The following is a 15,363-nucleotide window of genomic DNA, read 5'->3' as shown; positions in this document are numbered from 1 at the left end:
TCCTTCGGTGTGGAGGATGGTGAGGTCGGCTCAGGGAGTGGTCAGGTCGAAGCGCGCCACGCGGACGCTGCCGCCCAGCGCCCGGGTGGCGTGGTGGAAGAGCGCGAAGCGGTAGCCCAGGAAGAACTGCCAGGCGTTGCCGAGCGTGAAGCCGGGGCCGAGCGCCGTGAACGTGGAGCCGTCGGCGCTGTGGGAGAAGTGGGCCTGGCGGCCCGAGCCCGGGGTGATGTCGACGGTGACGCGCAGCCAGAGGCGGGTGCCGGCAACGTCGGCGCTGGCCCGCTCGGTCCCGGTGGAGACGGTGTTCCAGCTGTCGTCCATGCGGATGTCGTCGACCATCGCGAGCCGGGTGGCGCCGTCGTCGCGCACCAGGCCGATCCAGGCGGAGGAGTCGCGCAGCACGGCCAGGCCCGCCCGGTCGCCGTCGGTCATGGCGGCGTGCTCCAGCTCGATCGTCGCGGTGGAGGTGGGGCCCTGGATGCGGTGGGTGAGGGTGTTGCGGGCCGCGTAGAGGTCGTCGGTGACGGTGGCGGTCGACAGGGTGAGCCCGTTGTCGACGGTGAAGCGGTCGTTGTCGGGGTTGTGGTTCCACTCCCAGCGGGGGGCGAGCGCGGGGCCTTCGAAGGTGTCGGGGCCGGTCATCGGCCGGGTCTCACGCGGGGGCTGGGGCACGTCGGGCAGCGGGTAGGAGGCGCCCCAGGCGCCGTCGACGAGCTGGAGCTCGGGCCAGCCGTCCGCCGTCCAGCTGACGGGGGCGAGGGCCGGGACCCGTCCGCCGGGGTAGGCGTCCACGAACGCGAGGTAGTACCAGTCGCCACCGGGTGTGTCGACCAGTCCGCCCTGGTGGGGCACGCCGCCGCCCGGGATCGGCCCCGGCAGGTCCAGCAGCAGCTCCCCCAGCTCGTAAGGGCCGAAGGGGGAGGGCGCCTTGAGGATGTACTGGCCGTTGGCCGGGCGGGTGAGGAAGATGTAGTAGTCGCCGTTGATCCGGTAGAACCTGGCGCCCTCCAGCGTGCCGATGCCGGAGGGGGTGCTGAACACCTGCTCGTTCCTGACCTCCGCGGTCAGGTCGTCGGAGAGCTGGGCCACGGAGATCTGCGTGTTGCCGTACGCCACGTACGGGGTGTCGCCGTCGAAGAGCAGCCCGGCGTCGTAGTAGGCGCGGGGGAGCGTGGCGACCTTCTCCCAGGTGGCCTCGACGTCGGTGGCCGCGTACACGTGGCTGACGGAGAAGTCGGTCTGCCCCAACCAGTAGAAACGGCCCTCGCTCGCACGGTGGTTGAGGGTGGAGGCCCAGATCCCGGCGACATAGGCGCGACCGCCGTCCAGGTCGTACCTGGCGCCGAAGTCCAGGCGCGGTACGGAGTGCCCGGCGAACTCCCAGTCGACCAGGTTCCAGGAGCGCAGCACGGGCGCGCCGGGGGAGTAGTGCATGGTCGAGGCGGAGTAGTAGAAGGTGTCGCCGACACGGATGACGTCGATGTCGGCGAAGTCCTGCCAGAGGACGGGGTTGTCGAAGCCGGCTCGCGGCCGGGGGCCGGGCGGTGGCGCTCCCTGGGACGCCGCCGCATGGGGGGACGACGTGCTCCAGGGGAGCGCCGCGGCGAGGCCGAGGCCGGTCGCCCCGGAGAGCAGGCCGCGACGGCTGGGGCGTGGGGTGGGGGACATGGGGGGAGTCCTTCCGGAGCGGCTCGTGGGGGTGGACCGCTGTGGCGCGCGCCGCGCCCGTGAGGTGCCCAAGTGGGCACCCGCCAGGCGCAGTTCGGTATACCGAACCGTGTCCTACGGCGCGAACAGAGAATAGGAAGGGGGGTGTGGCGCGTCAACGTGTCCCGTCGAGATTTTCTCGAACGCCTGGTGTGAGGAGGTCGCGGATTTCTTCCGTCTTTCGAGTTCAGGGCCTTGGAAAACGAAGTCCCGGTTGGTCGTCCCGAAAGACCTCCCCTGCGCCGGGCGGCCGGCTCGACGTCAACCGGACGCGGTGGTCGCGGTTTAGGGAAGGCGGGGAAGACGTTTTCTGTCGGCCTTTTTCGCGTCGCTCGGTGGAAAGGGTTGACGCCCGCGCGCGGCTCTCTAGGATCACCTGATGTCCGGCGGGGCGTTCGTTGGTCGGAATGTCGAACGCGTCGGTGTGGTCTCGCCGTCGGCGAACGCCGCCCCGCACCCGCCATCCGCATGTGCCGAGGAAGCCCGCACGCCGCACCTCACCCCCACCGGGGAACCCGTGCCCGTGTCGGGACGCCCGGTCGAGTCGTGAGGGAGTCCCCACCATGTCCCCAGCGCAACACCGCCACCGCTTACGCTTCCTGACCGCCACCCTGACGGCGCTGCTCGGGCTGACCCTGGCGCTGCTGGCCGGGCCGGCCTCCGGCGCCCAGGAGCCGGCCCCCGAACCCGCCCCCGAGCCCGCGACGGAGCCCCTGGCGGAGTTGCCCACCACCTTCCAGTGGTCCTCCTCCGGCCCGCTGATCTCCCCCCACTCCGGGCTCGGCTCGGTCGCGGCCAAGGACCCGTCCGTGGTGCAGGACCAGGACGGCAGGTGGCACGTCTTCTTCACCAGGGTGGACACCGCCGGCGACTGGGGGCTGGCCCACACCAGCTTCACCGACTGGTCGCAGGCCGGAGACGCCACCCAGACCGACCTGGAGGCGTCCTCCGCCATCGGCGGCGGCTACCGGGCGGCGCCCCACGCGTTCTACTTCGCCCCGCACGACGAGTGGTACCTCGTCTACCAGACCGGGCTGCCCTCGTTCTCCACCACGACCGACGTCAACGACCCCGGCAGCTGGTCGGCGCCGCGCAACTTCATGGACAGCGTCCCCGACATCGTCGAGGAGAACATCGGCAACGGCAACTGGCTGGACTTCTTCGTCATCTGCGACGACGCCACGTGCTACCTGTTCTCCGCCGACGACAACGGCCACGTCTACCGCTCGGAGACCAGCCTGGCCGACTTCCCCAACGGCTTCGGCAACACGCAGATCGTCCTGGAGGACTCCGGCAACAACCTCTTCGAGGGCGGCGCCGTCTACCAGGTCGGGGACACCGACACCTACCTGCTGCTGTGGGAGGCGATCGGCTCGGACGGCCGGCGCTGGTACCGCTCCTTCACGGCCGAGGGCCTGGGCGGCCAGTGGCAGCCGCTGGCCGACACCCAGGACAACCCCTTCGCCCGCAGCAACAACGTCTCCTTCGAGAACGGGAACGCCTGGACCCAGGACATCAGCCACGGCGAGCTGCTCCGCACCACGCCCGACCAGACCATGGCCATCGACCCGTGCGACATCCAACTGCTCTACCAGGGCATCGACCCCTCCGCCGGGGGCGAGTACTCCCAACTGCCCTGGCGCCTCGGACTCGCCACCAACACCACCGCCACCTGCTGACCCGCGGCGGGCCACGGCCCGAGAAGGCACCGCCCGTCGGTGAGGCACCCGCCTCCTGGTGAGGCACCGCCCCGCCAACGGGCGGTGCCTCACCGCGCGTCGCGCAGCCGCAGCGCGTAACGCGCCGTCAGCGCCACCGGCCCCGCGGGCTCCCGCGCCAGCTCCGCCAGGGCGCGGTCCGCCGTCGGGCCCGGGATGTCGGTGAGGGCCTGCACCAGGCGCTGGCGCGCCGGCGGGGCGGCCCCCTCGGCGGCGAGACGCTCGACGATCCCGGTGGCGATCCGGTCGGCCGCCCCCGGACGGTCGGCCAACGCGCTGAGCGCGTCGGCGGCCTCGACCTCGTGCGTCTGCGCCACCAGCAGGTCGAGCAGGACGGGGATCACCTCCTCCGCGCCGCGCGCCCCCAGCGCCAACGCCGCGTGCCGCCGCACCACCTGATCGTCCCCGGTCAGCGCCTCGCGCAGCAGCACGCCCGCCTCCTCGCCCGCGTTCCCCTCGCCCGCGACCTCGGCCACCGCCCGCACGGCGCGCTCGCGCACCTCGGCGGCGGGGCAGCGCAGCCCCTCGGCCAGCGCCGGAAGCCCGGCGCCGCCGGAACGGGCCAGCGCCCAGCGCAGCGCGCCGGCGACCACCGGGTCGCTCTCCCGCAACACCGCCTCGACCAGCGCCTCCGCCGGCACCGTCTCCACCGAGGACAGGGCCGCGCGCTGCCGGCGCTCCGCGCTCGGCGAGCGCAGCGCCTGGAGCAGTGCCACGGTCCGCAGCACGTCCTCCCAGCCGGCGGGCTCCGCCGCGCCGATGCGGCGCAGCCGGGTCAGCAGCTCCGTCTCGTGCGCGAGGCGCTCCCGCGTACGGTCGATCAGGCCGTCCACCAGCCGCGCCGGCGCGAAGTCCGGCTCGTCCAGCGCCCGCCCCACCTCGCGCAGCGAAAGCCCCAGCGACCGCAGACTCTCGATGTGGAAGATCCGCCGGACGTCCTCCGGCGAGTACTCCCGATAGCCGCCCTCGGTGCGCCCGGTCGGGCGCACCAGCCCCAGCCCCTCGTAGTGCCGCAGCATCCGCGCGCTCACCCCCGAGCGCCGCGCCACCTCGCCGATCAGCACCCCGGAACGCCCCTCACCCGGTCGTCTCCTCCTGCCCGGGCCCCACCACGCGCCTCGCCTCCTCGATCGCGAGAGCGAAGCTCACCTCCGGGTCGCGCGCCAGCTGCTCCGTGGCCAGCGCGTGCACCCGCGCGACCGGGTCGCCGCCCGCGCTCGCGGCCCGCAGCACGGGCACCCCCGCCTCCCCGAGCGCGATCAGCGCGCGGCTCAGGCTCAGCTGGGTGTCCCGCGTGCCGCGCCCCAACTGCCTGGCCAACTCCTCGGCCAACGCGGGACGCTCCCCCTCCGGCGCGAGCCCGACGGCCGCCCGCCAGGCGGTGCGCGCCACCTCGTCGTCGGCGTCCCTCATCAGCTCCTTCGTGATCGCCGGCCAGGCCGCCTGGTCCCCGATCTTGGAGAGCGTGTGCAAAGCCTGGCTTCGCGCCCGCGCACCCTCCGAACGCAGCTCGGCCACCAGCGCCGGCACCGTCAGCTCCGCCGGGTGGCGGGTCAACGCCCACGTCAGCGTCTCCCGCACGAATAACTCCGGCTCCACCGCGCACCGCTCCACCAACCCCGCCACATACCCGCCGTCGGGCCTCGACCCCACCTCCATCGCCGCCCGCATCCGTATCTGGGCGTCGTCGTGCCCCAGCGCGCGATAGGCCGGCGACCCGGCCGCTCCCCGTTCCACCATGGTCACCGGGACCACCTCCTCGGACACCAGTGAAGACCTTGCCACCGTGTCAGAGTCAAACGGCTTCCGCCCCCGCTCCCGACGTCGCCCGGTCAGCCGTCGTAGTCCAGGGTCACGGCCTCCGAGTCCGGCACCGCCTGGCAGGTCAGCACGTACCCGGCCGCCACCTCCGCCGGCTCCAGCGCGAAGTTCCGCCGCATCACCGCCCGCCCCTCGACCACCCGCGCCCGGCACGTGCCGCACACCCCGCCCCGGCAGGCGAACGGCAGCTCGGGCCGCGCCCGTTGCGCGCCGTCCAGGATCCGCCGGCCCGCCGGCAGCGCCACCGTGCTGGCCCGCCCGTCCAGCACCACCGTCACCCGGCTCGTCGGCCCCTCCGGCTCGCCGGGACCCGCGGCCCGCCGCGCCGGCGGAGGCTCGTCGTCCGCCGCGTGGAACAGCTCCCCCCGCACCCGCTCGGGCGCCACCCCCAGCCCGGCCAGCGCCCGGCGCGCCTCGTCCACCATCGGCAGCGGCCCGCACAGCCACCACCGGTGCGCCACACCCGGATCGAGCAGCGCCCGCGCCAGCAGCGCCAGCCGGGGCCCGTCCAGCCGACCCGACAGCACGTCGACCTCGCGCGGCTCCCGGGACAGCACGTGCACCAGCTGAAAACGGGTGGGGTACGCGTCCTTCAGCTCCGCCAGCTCGTCCGCGAACATCACCGTGTCGCTCGCCCGGTTCCCGTACAGCAGCGTGACCCGCCCGCCGGGGGAACGGCGCAGCACCGAGGCGGCGATCGACACCATCGGCGTGACGCCCGAGCCCGCCGCCACCAGCACATGGTGGTCGGGCACCGCCAGCTCAGGGGTGAACGTTCCCGCGGGCGGCGCCACCTCGACCTCGTCGCCCGGCGCCGCCCGTTCCACCAGCCAGCCGGAGACCAGCCCGCCGGGCACCAGCCGCACCCCGATCCTGGGCGGCGCGCCGACCTCGGCGCAGATCGAGTAGGAACGGCGCTCCTCCCGCCCGTCCACCCACCGCCGGACCGTCAGCCACTGCCCCGGCGCGAACGCGAACGCGCCGGCCAGCGCCCCCGGCACCTGGAACGTCACCGCGACCGCGTCGCCGCACAGCCGCTCCACCCGCGCGATCCGCAGCCGGTGGAAGACCCCGCGCCGCGACGCCGGTGCCGCCGAGGCGGGCGCACCCATCAGACCTCCCTGAGGTGTTCGAACGGTTCCCGGCAGGCCAGGCACCGCCACAGCGCGGTGCACGGCGTTCCGCCGCTGCGCGAGACCTCCTCCGTCTCGCGCGCCCCGCAGCGCGGGCACGGCACGGCCGTCCGCCGCGCCGACAGCGTCAACGCCACCGGCCCCCGCGCGGGAGCGGCACCCGGCGGCGCGACACCGGCCGCCGCCAGCTTCCGCCGCCCCGCCTCGCTGATCCACTCCGACGTCCACGGCGGCGACCACACCGTCACCACCTCGACACGGGCGAAGCCCGCCGCCCGCAGCGCCGCCGCCACGTCGGCCCGGATCTCCGCCACCGCCGGGCAGCCCGCGTAGGTCGGTGCCAGCCGCACCACCACGCCGCCCGCCCCGTCGCACGCCACGCCGCGCACCATGCCCAGCTCGGCGACCGTCACCACCGGCAGCTCCGGATCCGGCACCGCGCCCGCGACCCGCAGCGCCCACGTCTCGGCCGCCGTCACCACGACGCCCCCGGATGCGCGCGCGCCACTCCCTGCAACTCGGCCAGCAGCCCCGGCAGATGCGGAGTGTGCACGCCCGCGCGCCCGCCGGCGCCACCGGCCGGCGCCGGCACCGGCAGCGGCACCCCCGACTGCCGCGCCACCCGATCCCAGTCCGCCGCGCACGCCGCCCGCACCGCGCCCGGCGCCACCCCCCACTCCGCCCCCACCTCGTCGTCCAGGACCTCCGCCAGCCACGGCTCGGCCTCCCCGACGGCCCGCCGCAGCCGGCCACGCGACACGGCGGTGCCGTCGCCCAGCCGCACCACCCACTCGGCGGCGAACAGCCGGTGGTAGGTCACCTCCGTCACCCCCCGCTCGGCGACCGCCGCCAGCACCGGGTCCGCCGCGCCCCGCAGCCCGTCCAGCAGCGCCAGCCGCGCGCAGGACAGCGCCAGCAGCCGCAGCGCGGTGAACGCGAAGTCGCCGCGCGGGAGTTCGGTCAGCCGCAGGCAGCGGAACTCCTCCGCCGCCCGCCGGTAGGCGAAGTCGTCCTCGCCCCGGCCGCTGCCGTCGACCTGCCCGGCCCGCGCGTACAGCAGCCGCGCCTGCCCCAGCAGGTCGAGACCCACGTTGGCCAGCGCCAGCTCGATCTCCAACTCGGGTGCGCACGTCACCCACTCGGCGAGCCGCTGCGCGCCCACCAGCGCGTCGTCGGCCAGCGCGACACAGACACCGGCCACCGCCGCGCCGTCCACCCCGGGCGGCAGCTCCGCCACCACCCCGTGCAGCGGGTCCTCGAAGCCCGTGCCGAACGCCCAGCGCGCGTCGCCCGGCACCTCCCCGTCCTCGCCCGTGCCGTTCACCGTGCACCGCCCTTCGCCGTCGCCACCGCCGCGTCAGATGTGCGGCACGTCATCGGGGATCTCGTAGAACGTCGGATGCCGGTACACCTTGTCGCCGCTCGGCGCGAAGAACGGGTCCCGCTCGTCGGGCGCCGAAGCCGTCACGTCCGCCGAGCGCACCACCCAGATGCTGACGCCCTCGTTCCTGCGGGTGTACAGGTCGCGGGCGTGGGTCAGCGCCATCCGCGCGTCGGCCGCCCGCAGCGACCCCACGTGCACGTGGTTCAGCCCGCGCTTGCCGCGCACGAACACCTCGAACAGCGGCCAGCCGCCGTCCACCCCCTCCGTCCCGTTCACCGCGCCACCCCCGAGTCGTCCGTGCGCCGCGCGCGCCGCTGCGCGTGCGCGACCGCCGCCTCACGCACCCACGCGCCGTCCTCGTGCGCCGCCGTGCGCCGGGCGACCCGCTCCGCGTTGCACGGCCCGTCGCCGCCGATCACCCGCGCCAGCTCGGCGAAGTCCGGCGTGCCGAAGTCGTGGTGGCCGCGCTCCTCGTTCCACCGCAACTCCGGGTCGGGCAGCGTCACCCCGAGCCGGTCGGCCTGCGGCACCGTCATGTCGACGAAACGCTGCCGCAGCTCGTCGTTGGAGTGCCGCTTGATCCGCCAGGCCATCGAACGCCGCGAGTTGGGCGAGGCCGCGTCCGGCGGGCCGAACATCATCAGCGACGGCCACCACCAGCGGTCCACCGCGTCCTGCACCATCTCCCGCTGCGCCGCCGTGCCGCGCGCCATCGTCCACAGCAGCTCGTACCCCTGCCGCTGGTGGAAGGACTCCTCCTTGCAGACCCGCACCATCGCCCGCGCGTACGGGCCGTAGGAGGAACGGCACAGCGGCACCTGGTTGCAGATCGCCGCGCCGTCCACCAGCCAGCCGATGACCCCGACGTCCGCGAACGTGGCCGCCGGGTAGTTGAAGATCGACGAGTACTTCTGCCGCCCCTCCAGCAGCCGCCGCGTCAGGTCGTCCCGGTCGGCGCCCAGCGTCTCCGCCGCCCCGTACAGATACAGCCCGTGGCCGGCCTCGTCCTGCACCTTCGCCCACAGGATCGCCTTGCGGCGCAGCGAGGGCGCGCGAGTGATCCAGTCGCCCTCCGGCTGCATCCCGATGATCTCCGAGTGCGCGTGCTGCGCGATCTGCCGCACCAGCGTCGCCCGGTACGCCTCGGGCATCCAGTCACGCGGCTCGACCCGCCGGTCCGCGGCCACCGTCTCCTCGAAGTGCGCCCGCAGCTCCCGCTCATCCGCCTCCGTGGCCATCGCCGGCCTCCCGTCGTCTCCTCGTGCCGTCAACCCCGCCGCGCCCCACGGCGGTTCACCGCCCCCGGAACGCGGGCCGCTCCCGCGCGAGAAACGCGGCCACCGCCCCCGCGTGGTCCTCGGTCCCGCCCAGCCGGCTCTGCGCCGCCGCCTCCCGCGCCAGCGCCGCCGGCCAGTCCGGCTCGGCCGCCTGCCGCAGCAGCGCCTTCACCTCGCGGAAGGCGGCCGTCGGCCCCCGCGCCAGTTCCCGCGCCAGCGCCAGGGACTCCTCCAGCGCCGCGCCCCTGGCCACCACCCGGTGCGCCAGCCCCCACGCCAGGGCCTCCTCCGCCCCGAACCGGTCGCCCAGCAGAAAGAGCCCCGCCGCCCGCGAGGGCCCGACCGCCCGGGCCAGCGACACGCTCAGCCCCGAGTCGGCGGCCAGCCCGACCCCCGCGAACGCCGTCGCGAACGCCGCCCCCTCGGCCACCACCCGCACGTCCCCCGCCAGCGCCAGCCCGAGCCCCGCGCCCACGCACGCGCCCTCCACGGCGACGATCAGCGGCACCGGAACCCCGAGCAGCGCCGTGACCAGCGGGTTGTACTCCCGCTCCACACAGGAGAACGCCGCCTCGGCGCCGCCCTCCAGGGCCGTCGCGTGCTCCGCCAGGTCCTGGCCCCGGCAGAACACGCCGCCGCTGCCCGCGAGTACCACCGCCCGCACCGCGTCCCCGGCCGCCGCGACCTCGCCCACCGCCGCCCGCAGCGCGCGCCGCGTCGACGCGTCCAGCGCGGGGCGGCGCAGCTCGATCACCGCCACCTCCCCCTCGCGGCGGGAGACCACGCGCGGTGGCTCCGCCCCCTCCGTCGTGACGCCGATGCCCATGCCCACGCCTTCCGTTCGCGATGTCCGCCGCCGTACCACGCCCGGCGCCCTCACACCTCGGCCAGCAGCAGCGCCGGCCGCTCCACCCGGTCGGCGACGTACCGCAGGAAGCCGCCGGCCACCCCGCCGTCGCACACCCGGTGGTCGAACGTCACCGACAGCTGCGTCACCCACCGCACCGCCAACTCCCCCTCGACCACCCACGGCCGCCGGACGAGCCGCCCCACCCCCAGCATTCCCGCCTCCGGGTGGTTGATGATCGGCGTCGACCCGTCCACGCCGAACACCCCGTAGTTGTTCACGGTGAACGTGCCGCCCGTCAGCGCCGCCGGCGCCAGCGTGCCCTCCCTCGCCGCCCCGGTCAGCTCCCGCAGCCGCCCCGCGAGCGCCGCCGTCGTCAGCCGCCCGGCGTCCCGCACCACCGGGACGACCAGCCCCCGTTCCGTCTGCGCCGCGAAGCCGAGACGCACCTCCCGCAGCCGCACCAGCTCCCCGCGTTCGGTGTCGACCCGCGCGTTCAGCTCGGGGTAGCGCGCGAGGCCCGCCAGGCACACCCGCGCCACCAGGGCCAGCAGCCCGATCCCCGACTCCGGGGCCGCCGCGCGCAGCGCGTCCCGCACCGCCACCAGCTCGGTGGCGTCCACATCCACCCACGCCGAGGCGTCGGGAATCTCCCGGCGGCTGCGCGCCACCCGCTCCGCCATCGCCCGCCGCACCCCGCGCAGCGGCACCCGCACCTCGCCGTCCCCGTCGCCCCCGGGCTCCGCGCGCGCCGGCTCCCGCGCGGCGAGCGCCGCCTCCACGTCGCGCCGGCGCACCACCCCGCCCGGCACCCGGTCGGAAAGCGCCCCCAGATCCAGCCCGTGCTCCGCCGCCAGCCGCCGCACCAACGGCGAGATCGCCCGCGGCGCCCACCCCGCGCCCCCACCCGCCGGCGCCCGCGCGGGCGCCCGCGCCCCCCGCCGAGCCCGCCCCCGCCGCGGCCCCTCGCCACCCGGCGCCGTGCCGTACCCGACCAGCACCGGACCCGAGGTGGAGGGGCCGCCCTCCTCGACGGTCTCCGTCGCGGCCACCGTCACCAGCGGCTCACCCACCCCGACCCGGCCACCCACCGCCGCGTGCAGCGCCACCACCCGCCCACCGAACGGCACCGGCACCTCGACCGCGGCCTTCGCCGTCTCCACCTCGGCCACCACCTCGTCCACCGCCACCACGTCCCCCACGGCGACCCGCCACGTCAGGACCTCCGCCTCCGTCAGCCCCTCGCCCAGATCCGGCAGCCGGAACTCCCGCCCGGCGCCGCCCGTCACGACGCCACCCGCGAGACCTCGCGCGCCCGCTCCGAGACCTCGTGCGTCCGATCCGGCTCGTCGTCGAACTGCAGGCGGAACACCGCGTCCAACACCCGCCCCACGCCCGGCAGATGCGCCCGCTCCACCACCGGCGGCGGATACGGCACGTCGAACCCGGCGACCCGCAGCACCGGCGCCGCCAACGAGTGGAAGCACCGCTCCTGTACCCGCGCCGCCACCTCCGCCCCCACCCCCGCGAAGCCCTGCGCCTCCTGCACCACCACGCACCGGCCGGTGCGCCGCACCGAGGCCGTCACCGTCGCGTCGTCCAACGGCACCACCGACCGAAGGTCCACCACCTCCAGCTCGACGCCCTCCGCCGCCGCCTCCCGCGCCGCCTCCAACGCCACCGGCACCGCCGGCCCGTACGCCACCACCGTCGCGTCCCGCCCCGGCCGCCGCACCACCGCGCGCCCCAGCGGCGCGGCCGACCGCGCCCCCCGATCCAGCTCGCCGCGCGCCCAGTACAGCCGCTTCGGCTCCATGAAGACCACCGGGTCCGGATCCGCCACCGCGTCCCGCAGCAGCCAGTACGCGTCCTCCGCCGTCGCCGGCGTCACCACCTTCAGCCCCGGCGTGTGCGCGTAGTACGCCTCGCTGGAGTCGCTGTGGTGCTCCACCCCGCCGATACCGCCGCCGAACGGAATGCGAATCACCAGCGGCAGGTTCATCCGGCCCCGCGTCCGGTTACGCGCCTTCGCCACATGCGAGACGATCTGCTCGAAAGCCGGATAGGCGAAGGCGTCGAACTGCATCTCCACCACCGGCCGAAAACCACCCATCGCGAGACCGACCGCCAACCCCACGATTCCCGCCTCGGCGAGCGGCGTGTCGAAACACCGCTCCGCACCGAATTCCGCCGTCAACCCGTCCGTGATCCGAAAGACCCCGCCCAACGGGCCCACGTCCTCGCCGAAGACCAACACGTCCCCGTCGTCCCGCATCGCGTCCCGCAGCGCCCCGTTCAGCGCCGCCGCCATCGTCACCGCCTCCATCTCACCGCTCACCCCCCTCGGCGTCCGCCGCCAACTCGGCGGCCAACAGCGCCCGTTGCTCCACCAGCTGCGGCGTCGGCTCCGCGAAGACATGCCGGAACATCTCCAGCGGATCCGCCTCCATCTCCCCACCCAGCCGCTCCCGCACCTCGCCCGCGACCCGCTCCGCCTCCTCCTCGGCCGCCGCGACCCCGCCGTCCGCCAGCAGGCCCCGACCCCGCAGATAGCGCTCCAGCCGGGCGAGCGGATCCGCCGCCCGCCACCGCGCGACCTCCGTCTCCTCCCGGTACCGCGTCGCGTCGTCCGCGTTGGTGTGCGGCTCCACCCGGTAGGTGTGCGCCTCCACCAGGAACGGGCCCTCACCCGCCCGCGCCCGCTCCACCGCCGCGGTCACCACCGCCAGCGTCGCCACCAGGTCGTTGCCGTCCACCTGCTCGGACGCCACCCCGTACCCCACGCCCTTGAACGCCAGCGCCGGCGCCGCCGACTGCCGCGCCAGCGGCACGGAGATCGCGTAACCGTTGTTCTGCACCAGGAACACCACCGGCGCCCGCAGCACCCCGGCGAAGTTCAACGCCTCGTGGAAGTCGCCCTCGCTCGTCCCCCCGTCACCCACCAGCGCCAGCACCACCCCGCCGCGCCCCCGCCGCCGCAGCGCGTCCGCCAGGCCCACCGCGTGCACCGTCTGCGTCGCCAACGGCGTGCACTGCGGCGCTGTCCGCCACGCCGCCGGGTCGTACCCGCAGTGCCACTCGCCCCGCAGCAGCGTCAGGATCTCCACCGGATCCAGCCCCCGCGCCAGCAGCGCCACCGAGTCCCGGTACGTCGGGAAGAGCCAGTCCTCGCCGCGCAGCGCCAACGCCGAAGCGATCTGGCACGCCTCCTGACCGCGACTCGACGGATACACCGCCAGCCGCCCCTGCCGCGTCAGCACCGTGGCCTGCGCGTCGAAACGCCGCCCCACCACCATGCGCCGAAAAGCGTCCACCAACAACGCGTCCGCGGGCAGTTCATAAGCCTCAGGCGCCGCCAGCGGAACACCGTCCTCGGCCACCACACGCACCGGGGAGAACGAGGGAAGTAAACGGTCGACCGTTCCACGAGAAGTCAATGACGACATGCGCGACACTCCCAGCCCGAGAAAGACCAGACTGAGGAAATGGTCACCCGGACCGAACAGCCGCTACAAGACGACGGAATACGCACGGGAAAACGCGCGACGTATTGCCGGAACAACCCCGCGCCGCCGCACACCTGTCCACCCGGGCCACCGCCCGGGGCCGGCCCGCCGGACGAATGGCCACCCGCCCCGCCCGCTCACGGACTCCCGGCACCCAGCTCCTGCGTCCCCACCACCGGCAGCAACTCGAACCCGGCCACCGCCGCCGTCCCCGGCACCGGCGTGAACCACAGCAGCCGCTGCCGCCCGTCCTCGCTCGCCAACGTCAGGCAGTTCACCTCCAACACCCCCAGCGAACGGTGCACGATCCGCTTCCGGTCACCGCGCCGCACCGCCACCTCCCGCCGCTCCCACAGCTCGGTGAACTCCGCCGAACGCGCCGTCAGCTCCGCCACCAGCGCGTGCGCCTCCCCGGTACGCTCCGCGCGGCGGCCCACCGCGGCCCACAGATCCGCCACCATCACCCGCGAGTGGTGCGCGTGGTCCGCCTCCGGATACAGCAGCCGCGCCCGCGGATCGGTGAACCAGCGGTACACCTGGCACGCCCCACCCGTCTGGTCGCCCACCAGCGCACGGGCCAACGCGTTCTGCACCAGCACCATGTGCAGATCGGTGATCACCATCGCCGGCGTCCCCGCCAACCGGTCCAGCAGATCCAGCATCCCCGGGTGCACATGCGCCGCCGCGCCCCCGGACGACGGCAGCGGACGCCCCGCCAGGTGGTACAGGTGGTCCCGCTCGTCCCGCGAGAGCCGCAGCGCCCGCGCGAACGCCGCCAGCATCTGCTCCGACGGCTGCGCCCCGCCGCCCCGCTCCACCTCCGTGTAGTACTCCACCGAAGCCCCCGCCAACGAGGCGACCTCGTCCCGCCGCAGCCCCGGCACCCGCCGCCGCGGCCCGGTGGGCAACCCGACGTCCGAGGGCCGCACCCCGTCCCGACGCGACCGCAGGAACGCCCCCAACTCCCGAAGATCCATCCCCCCAGTCTGCGCCCCGCCGCCCCGCCGACCCAGGGGACGCCAACCCCCCGGTCGACGTCCGCTGGCCGCGCCCGCCCGCCCCGCCCACGCTGGAGAACGTCAGTCCACGGACCCACCACCCACCGAAACGAGGCACCCATGAGCACCGCCCCCACCACCGGCCGCCGCATCGCCCTGGTCACCGGCGCCAACCGCGGACTGGGCCGGGCGGTCGTCACCGCCCTCGCCGCCACCGGCACCGACGCCGTCCTCACCTACCGCTCCCACGAGAACGAGGCCCGCGAGGTCGTCGAGTCCGTCCGCGCCCAGGGCGCCACCGCCGTCGCGCTCCACCTCGACACCACCCGCACCGACACGTTCGACGACTTCACGGCCGGGCTGCGCCAGGCAGTCCACGCCACCTGGGGCCGCGAGACCCTCGACATCCTCGTCAACAACGCGGGCTCCTCCGGCGACACCACCCTCGGCCACACCACCGAGGACGAGCTGGACCGCCTCTTCGCCGTCCACGTCAAGGGCGTCTACCTCCTCACCCAGGCCGTCGCCACCGCACCCGAGGGCGCCGCCCCGCTGCTCGCCGACGGTGGACGCGTCATCAACGTCTCCAGCGGGCTCGCCCGCTTCGTCACCCCGCCCTACGCCGGTTACGCCGCGATGAAGGGCGCCGTCGAGGTCCTCACCCGCTACTGGGCCCAGGAACTCGGCGCCCGCGGCATCACCGTCAACACCGTCGCCCCGGGGCCCGTCGCCACCGACTTCGCCGGCGGCTACCTCCGCGCCAGCGAGGACATCCAGCGCGCCATGAGCGAGCGGACCGCGCTCGGCCGCGTCGCGCACGCCGACGACATCGGCCCCGCCGTCGCCGCCCTCGCGGGCGAGGGCGCCGGGTGGATCACCGCCCAACGCGTCGAGGCCAGCGGCGGCTTCCGCCTCTGACCGTTCCCGGCGGCGCCCGCCGAGGTCGGTAAAGCCGCAGGCGGAGCGGGGATC

At 75.1% G+C, this 15,363-nt stretch carries 15 protein-coding genes; 2 read left to right on the top strand and 13 right to left on the bottom strand.

Annotation, left to right across the window (positions count from 1 at the left end; genetic code table 11):
- Positions 1-30 precede the first annotated feature (30 nt).
- Entirely contained in the window at positions 31-1,668 is a 1,638-nt protein-coding gene (locus tag FH715_RS26705; RefSeq protein WP_139649841.1) for a glycoside hydrolase family 43 protein, read from the bottom strand.
- 602 nt (positions 1,669-2,270) lie between these two features.
- On the opposite strand from FH715_RS26705, the gene FH715_RS26700 reads away from it, so the two are divergent.
- Entirely contained in the window at positions 2,271-3,386 is a 1,116-nt protein-coding gene (locus FH715_RS26700; RefSeq protein ID WP_139649839.1) for a glycoside hydrolase family 62 protein, read from the top strand.
- Positions 3,387-3,475: 89 nt separating this feature from the next.
- On the opposite strand, the gene FH715_RS26695 is transcribed toward FH715_RS26700, so the two are convergent.
- The 12 genes from FH715_RS26695 to FH715_RS26640 form a co-directional block, all read right to left on the bottom strand.
- Positions 3,476-4,489, bottom strand: coding sequence for a MerR family transcriptional regulator (locus FH715_RS26695; protein ID WP_139649837.1), 1,014 nt, complete (start codon positions 4,487-4,489; stop codon positions 3,476-3,478).
- Positions 4,490-4,502: 13 nt separating this feature from the next.
- Positions 4,503-5,210: a HEAT repeat domain-containing protein gene (locus FH715_RS26690; protein ID WP_246109001.1), complete on the bottom strand. Its 708-nt coding sequence runs from the start codon at positions 5,208-5,210 to the stop codon at positions 4,503-4,505.
- Between the two features lie 47 nt (positions 5,211-5,257).
- Positions 5,258-6,358 carry a 1,2-phenylacetyl-CoA epoxidase subunit PaaE gene (gene paaE / locus FH715_RS26685; RefSeq protein WP_139649835.1) on the bottom strand — a complete coding sequence of 367 codons (1,101 nt, stop codon included), beginning with the start codon at positions 6,356-6,358 and terminating at the stop codon, positions 5,258-5,260.
- Entirely contained in the window at positions 6,358-6,861 is a 504-nt protein-coding gene (gene paaD / locus FH715_RS26680) for a 1,2-phenylacetyl-CoA epoxidase subunit PaaD (protein ID WP_139649833.1), read from the bottom strand. The genes paaE and paaD overlap by 1 nt, the downstream gene beginning before the upstream one ends.
- The gene (paaC, locus tag FH715_RS26675) at positions 6,855-7,703 is read right to left on the bottom strand and encodes a 1,2-phenylacetyl-CoA epoxidase subunit PaaC (RefSeq protein WP_139649831.1); all 849 of its coding nucleotides are present in this window, start codon (positions 7,701-7,703) and stop codon (positions 6,855-6,857) included. Before paaC ends, paaD begins: the two co-directional genes overlap by 7 nt.
- Before the next feature lie 33 nt (positions 7,704-7,736).
- The gene (paaB, locus tag FH715_RS26670; protein ID WP_246109000.1) at positions 7,737-8,039 is read right to left on the bottom strand and encodes a 1,2-phenylacetyl-CoA epoxidase subunit PaaB; all 303 of its coding nucleotides are present in this window, start codon (positions 8,037-8,039) and stop codon (positions 7,737-7,739) included.
- Entirely contained in the window at positions 8,036-9,001 is a 966-nt protein-coding gene (gene paaA, locus FH715_RS26665; RefSeq protein WP_139649829.1) for a 1,2-phenylacetyl-CoA epoxidase subunit PaaA, read from the bottom strand. Before paaA ends, paaB begins: the two co-directional genes overlap by 4 nt.
- Before the next feature lie 55 nt (positions 9,002-9,056).
- Complete coding sequence (locus tag FH715_RS26660; protein WP_139649827.1) at positions 9,057-9,866, bottom strand: enoyl-CoA hydratase/isomerase family protein; 810 nt, start codon at positions 9,864-9,866, stop codon at positions 9,057-9,059.
- Between the two features lie 50 nt (positions 9,867-9,916).
- Positions 9,917-11,176 carry a dihydrolipoamide acetyltransferase family protein gene (locus FH715_RS26655; RefSeq protein WP_139649825.1) on the bottom strand — a complete coding sequence of 420 codons (1,260 nt, stop codon included), beginning with the start codon at positions 11,174-11,176 and terminating at the stop codon, positions 9,917-9,919.
- Positions 11,173-12,213, bottom strand: coding sequence for an alpha-ketoacid dehydrogenase subunit beta (locus FH715_RS26650; protein WP_139649873.1), 1,041 nt, complete (start codon positions 12,211-12,213; stop codon positions 11,173-11,175). The genes FH715_RS26655 and FH715_RS26650 overlap by 4 nt, the downstream gene beginning before the upstream one ends.
- A 1-nt stretch (position 12,214) precedes the next feature.
- Entirely contained in the window at positions 12,215-13,333 is a 1,119-nt protein-coding gene (locus FH715_RS26645; RefSeq protein WP_139649823.1) for a thiamine pyrophosphate-dependent enzyme, read from the bottom strand.
- 197 nt (positions 13,334-13,530) lie between these two features.
- A complete protein-coding gene (locus FH715_RS26640) occupies positions 13,531-14,370 on the bottom strand; it encodes a helix-turn-helix transcriptional regulator (protein WP_139649821.1) in 840 nt (279 codons plus the stop codon).
- Positions 14,371-14,511: 141 nt separating this feature from the next.
- On the opposite strand from FH715_RS26640, the gene FH715_RS26635 reads away from it, so the two are divergent.
- Positions 14,512-15,309 (top strand): SDR family NAD(P)-dependent oxidoreductase, encoded by a 798-nt coding sequence (locus FH715_RS26635; protein WP_139649820.1) that lies wholly within the window; start codon positions 14,512-14,514, stop codon positions 15,307-15,309.
- Positions 15,310-15,363: the final 54 nt, after the last annotated feature.

Origin of the sequence: Streptomyces sedi (assembly GCF_006335015.1) — a bacterium.
Classification (GTDB): domain Bacteria; phylum Actinomycetota; class Actinomycetes; order Streptomycetales; family Streptomycetaceae; genus Streptomyces; species Streptomyces sedi.
This window is presented reverse-complemented; position numbering and strand designations above follow the sequence as displayed.

Coding starts and splice junctions, on each gene's coding strand:
- FH715_RS26705 (WP_139649841.1), bottom strand. CDS start 1,668: ATGTCCCCCACCCCACGCCCCAGCCGTCGCGGCCTGCTCTCCGGGGCG.
- FH715_RS26700 (WP_139649839.1), top strand. CDS start 2,271: ATGTCCCCAGCGCAACACCGCCACCGCTTACGCTTCCTGACCGCCACC.
- paaE (WP_139649835.1), bottom strand. CDS start 6,358: ATGGGTGCGCCCGCCTCGGCGGCACCGGCGTCGCGGCGCGGGGTCTTC.
- paaA (WP_139649829.1), bottom strand. CDS start 9,001: ATGGCCACGGAGGCGGATGAGCGGGAGCTGCGGGCGCACTTCGAGGAG.
- FH715_RS26660 (WP_139649827.1), bottom strand. CDS start 9,866: ATGGGCATCGGCGTCACGACGGAGGGGGCGGAGCCACCGCGCGTGGTC.
- FH715_RS26650 (WP_139649873.1), bottom strand. CDS start 12,213: ATGGAGGCGGTGACGATGGCGGCGGCGCTGAACGGGGCGCTGCGGGAC.
- FH715_RS26645 (WP_139649823.1), bottom strand. CDS start 13,333: ATGTCGTCATTGACTTCTCGTGGAACGGTCGACCGTTTACTTCCCTCG.
- FH715_RS26640 (WP_139649821.1), bottom strand. CDS start 14,370: ATGGATCTTCGGGAGTTGGGGGCGTTCCTGCGGTCGCGTCGGGACGGG.
- FH715_RS26635 (WP_139649820.1), top strand. CDS start 14,512: ATGAGCACCGCCCCCACCACCGGCCGCCGCATCGCCCTGGTCACCGGC.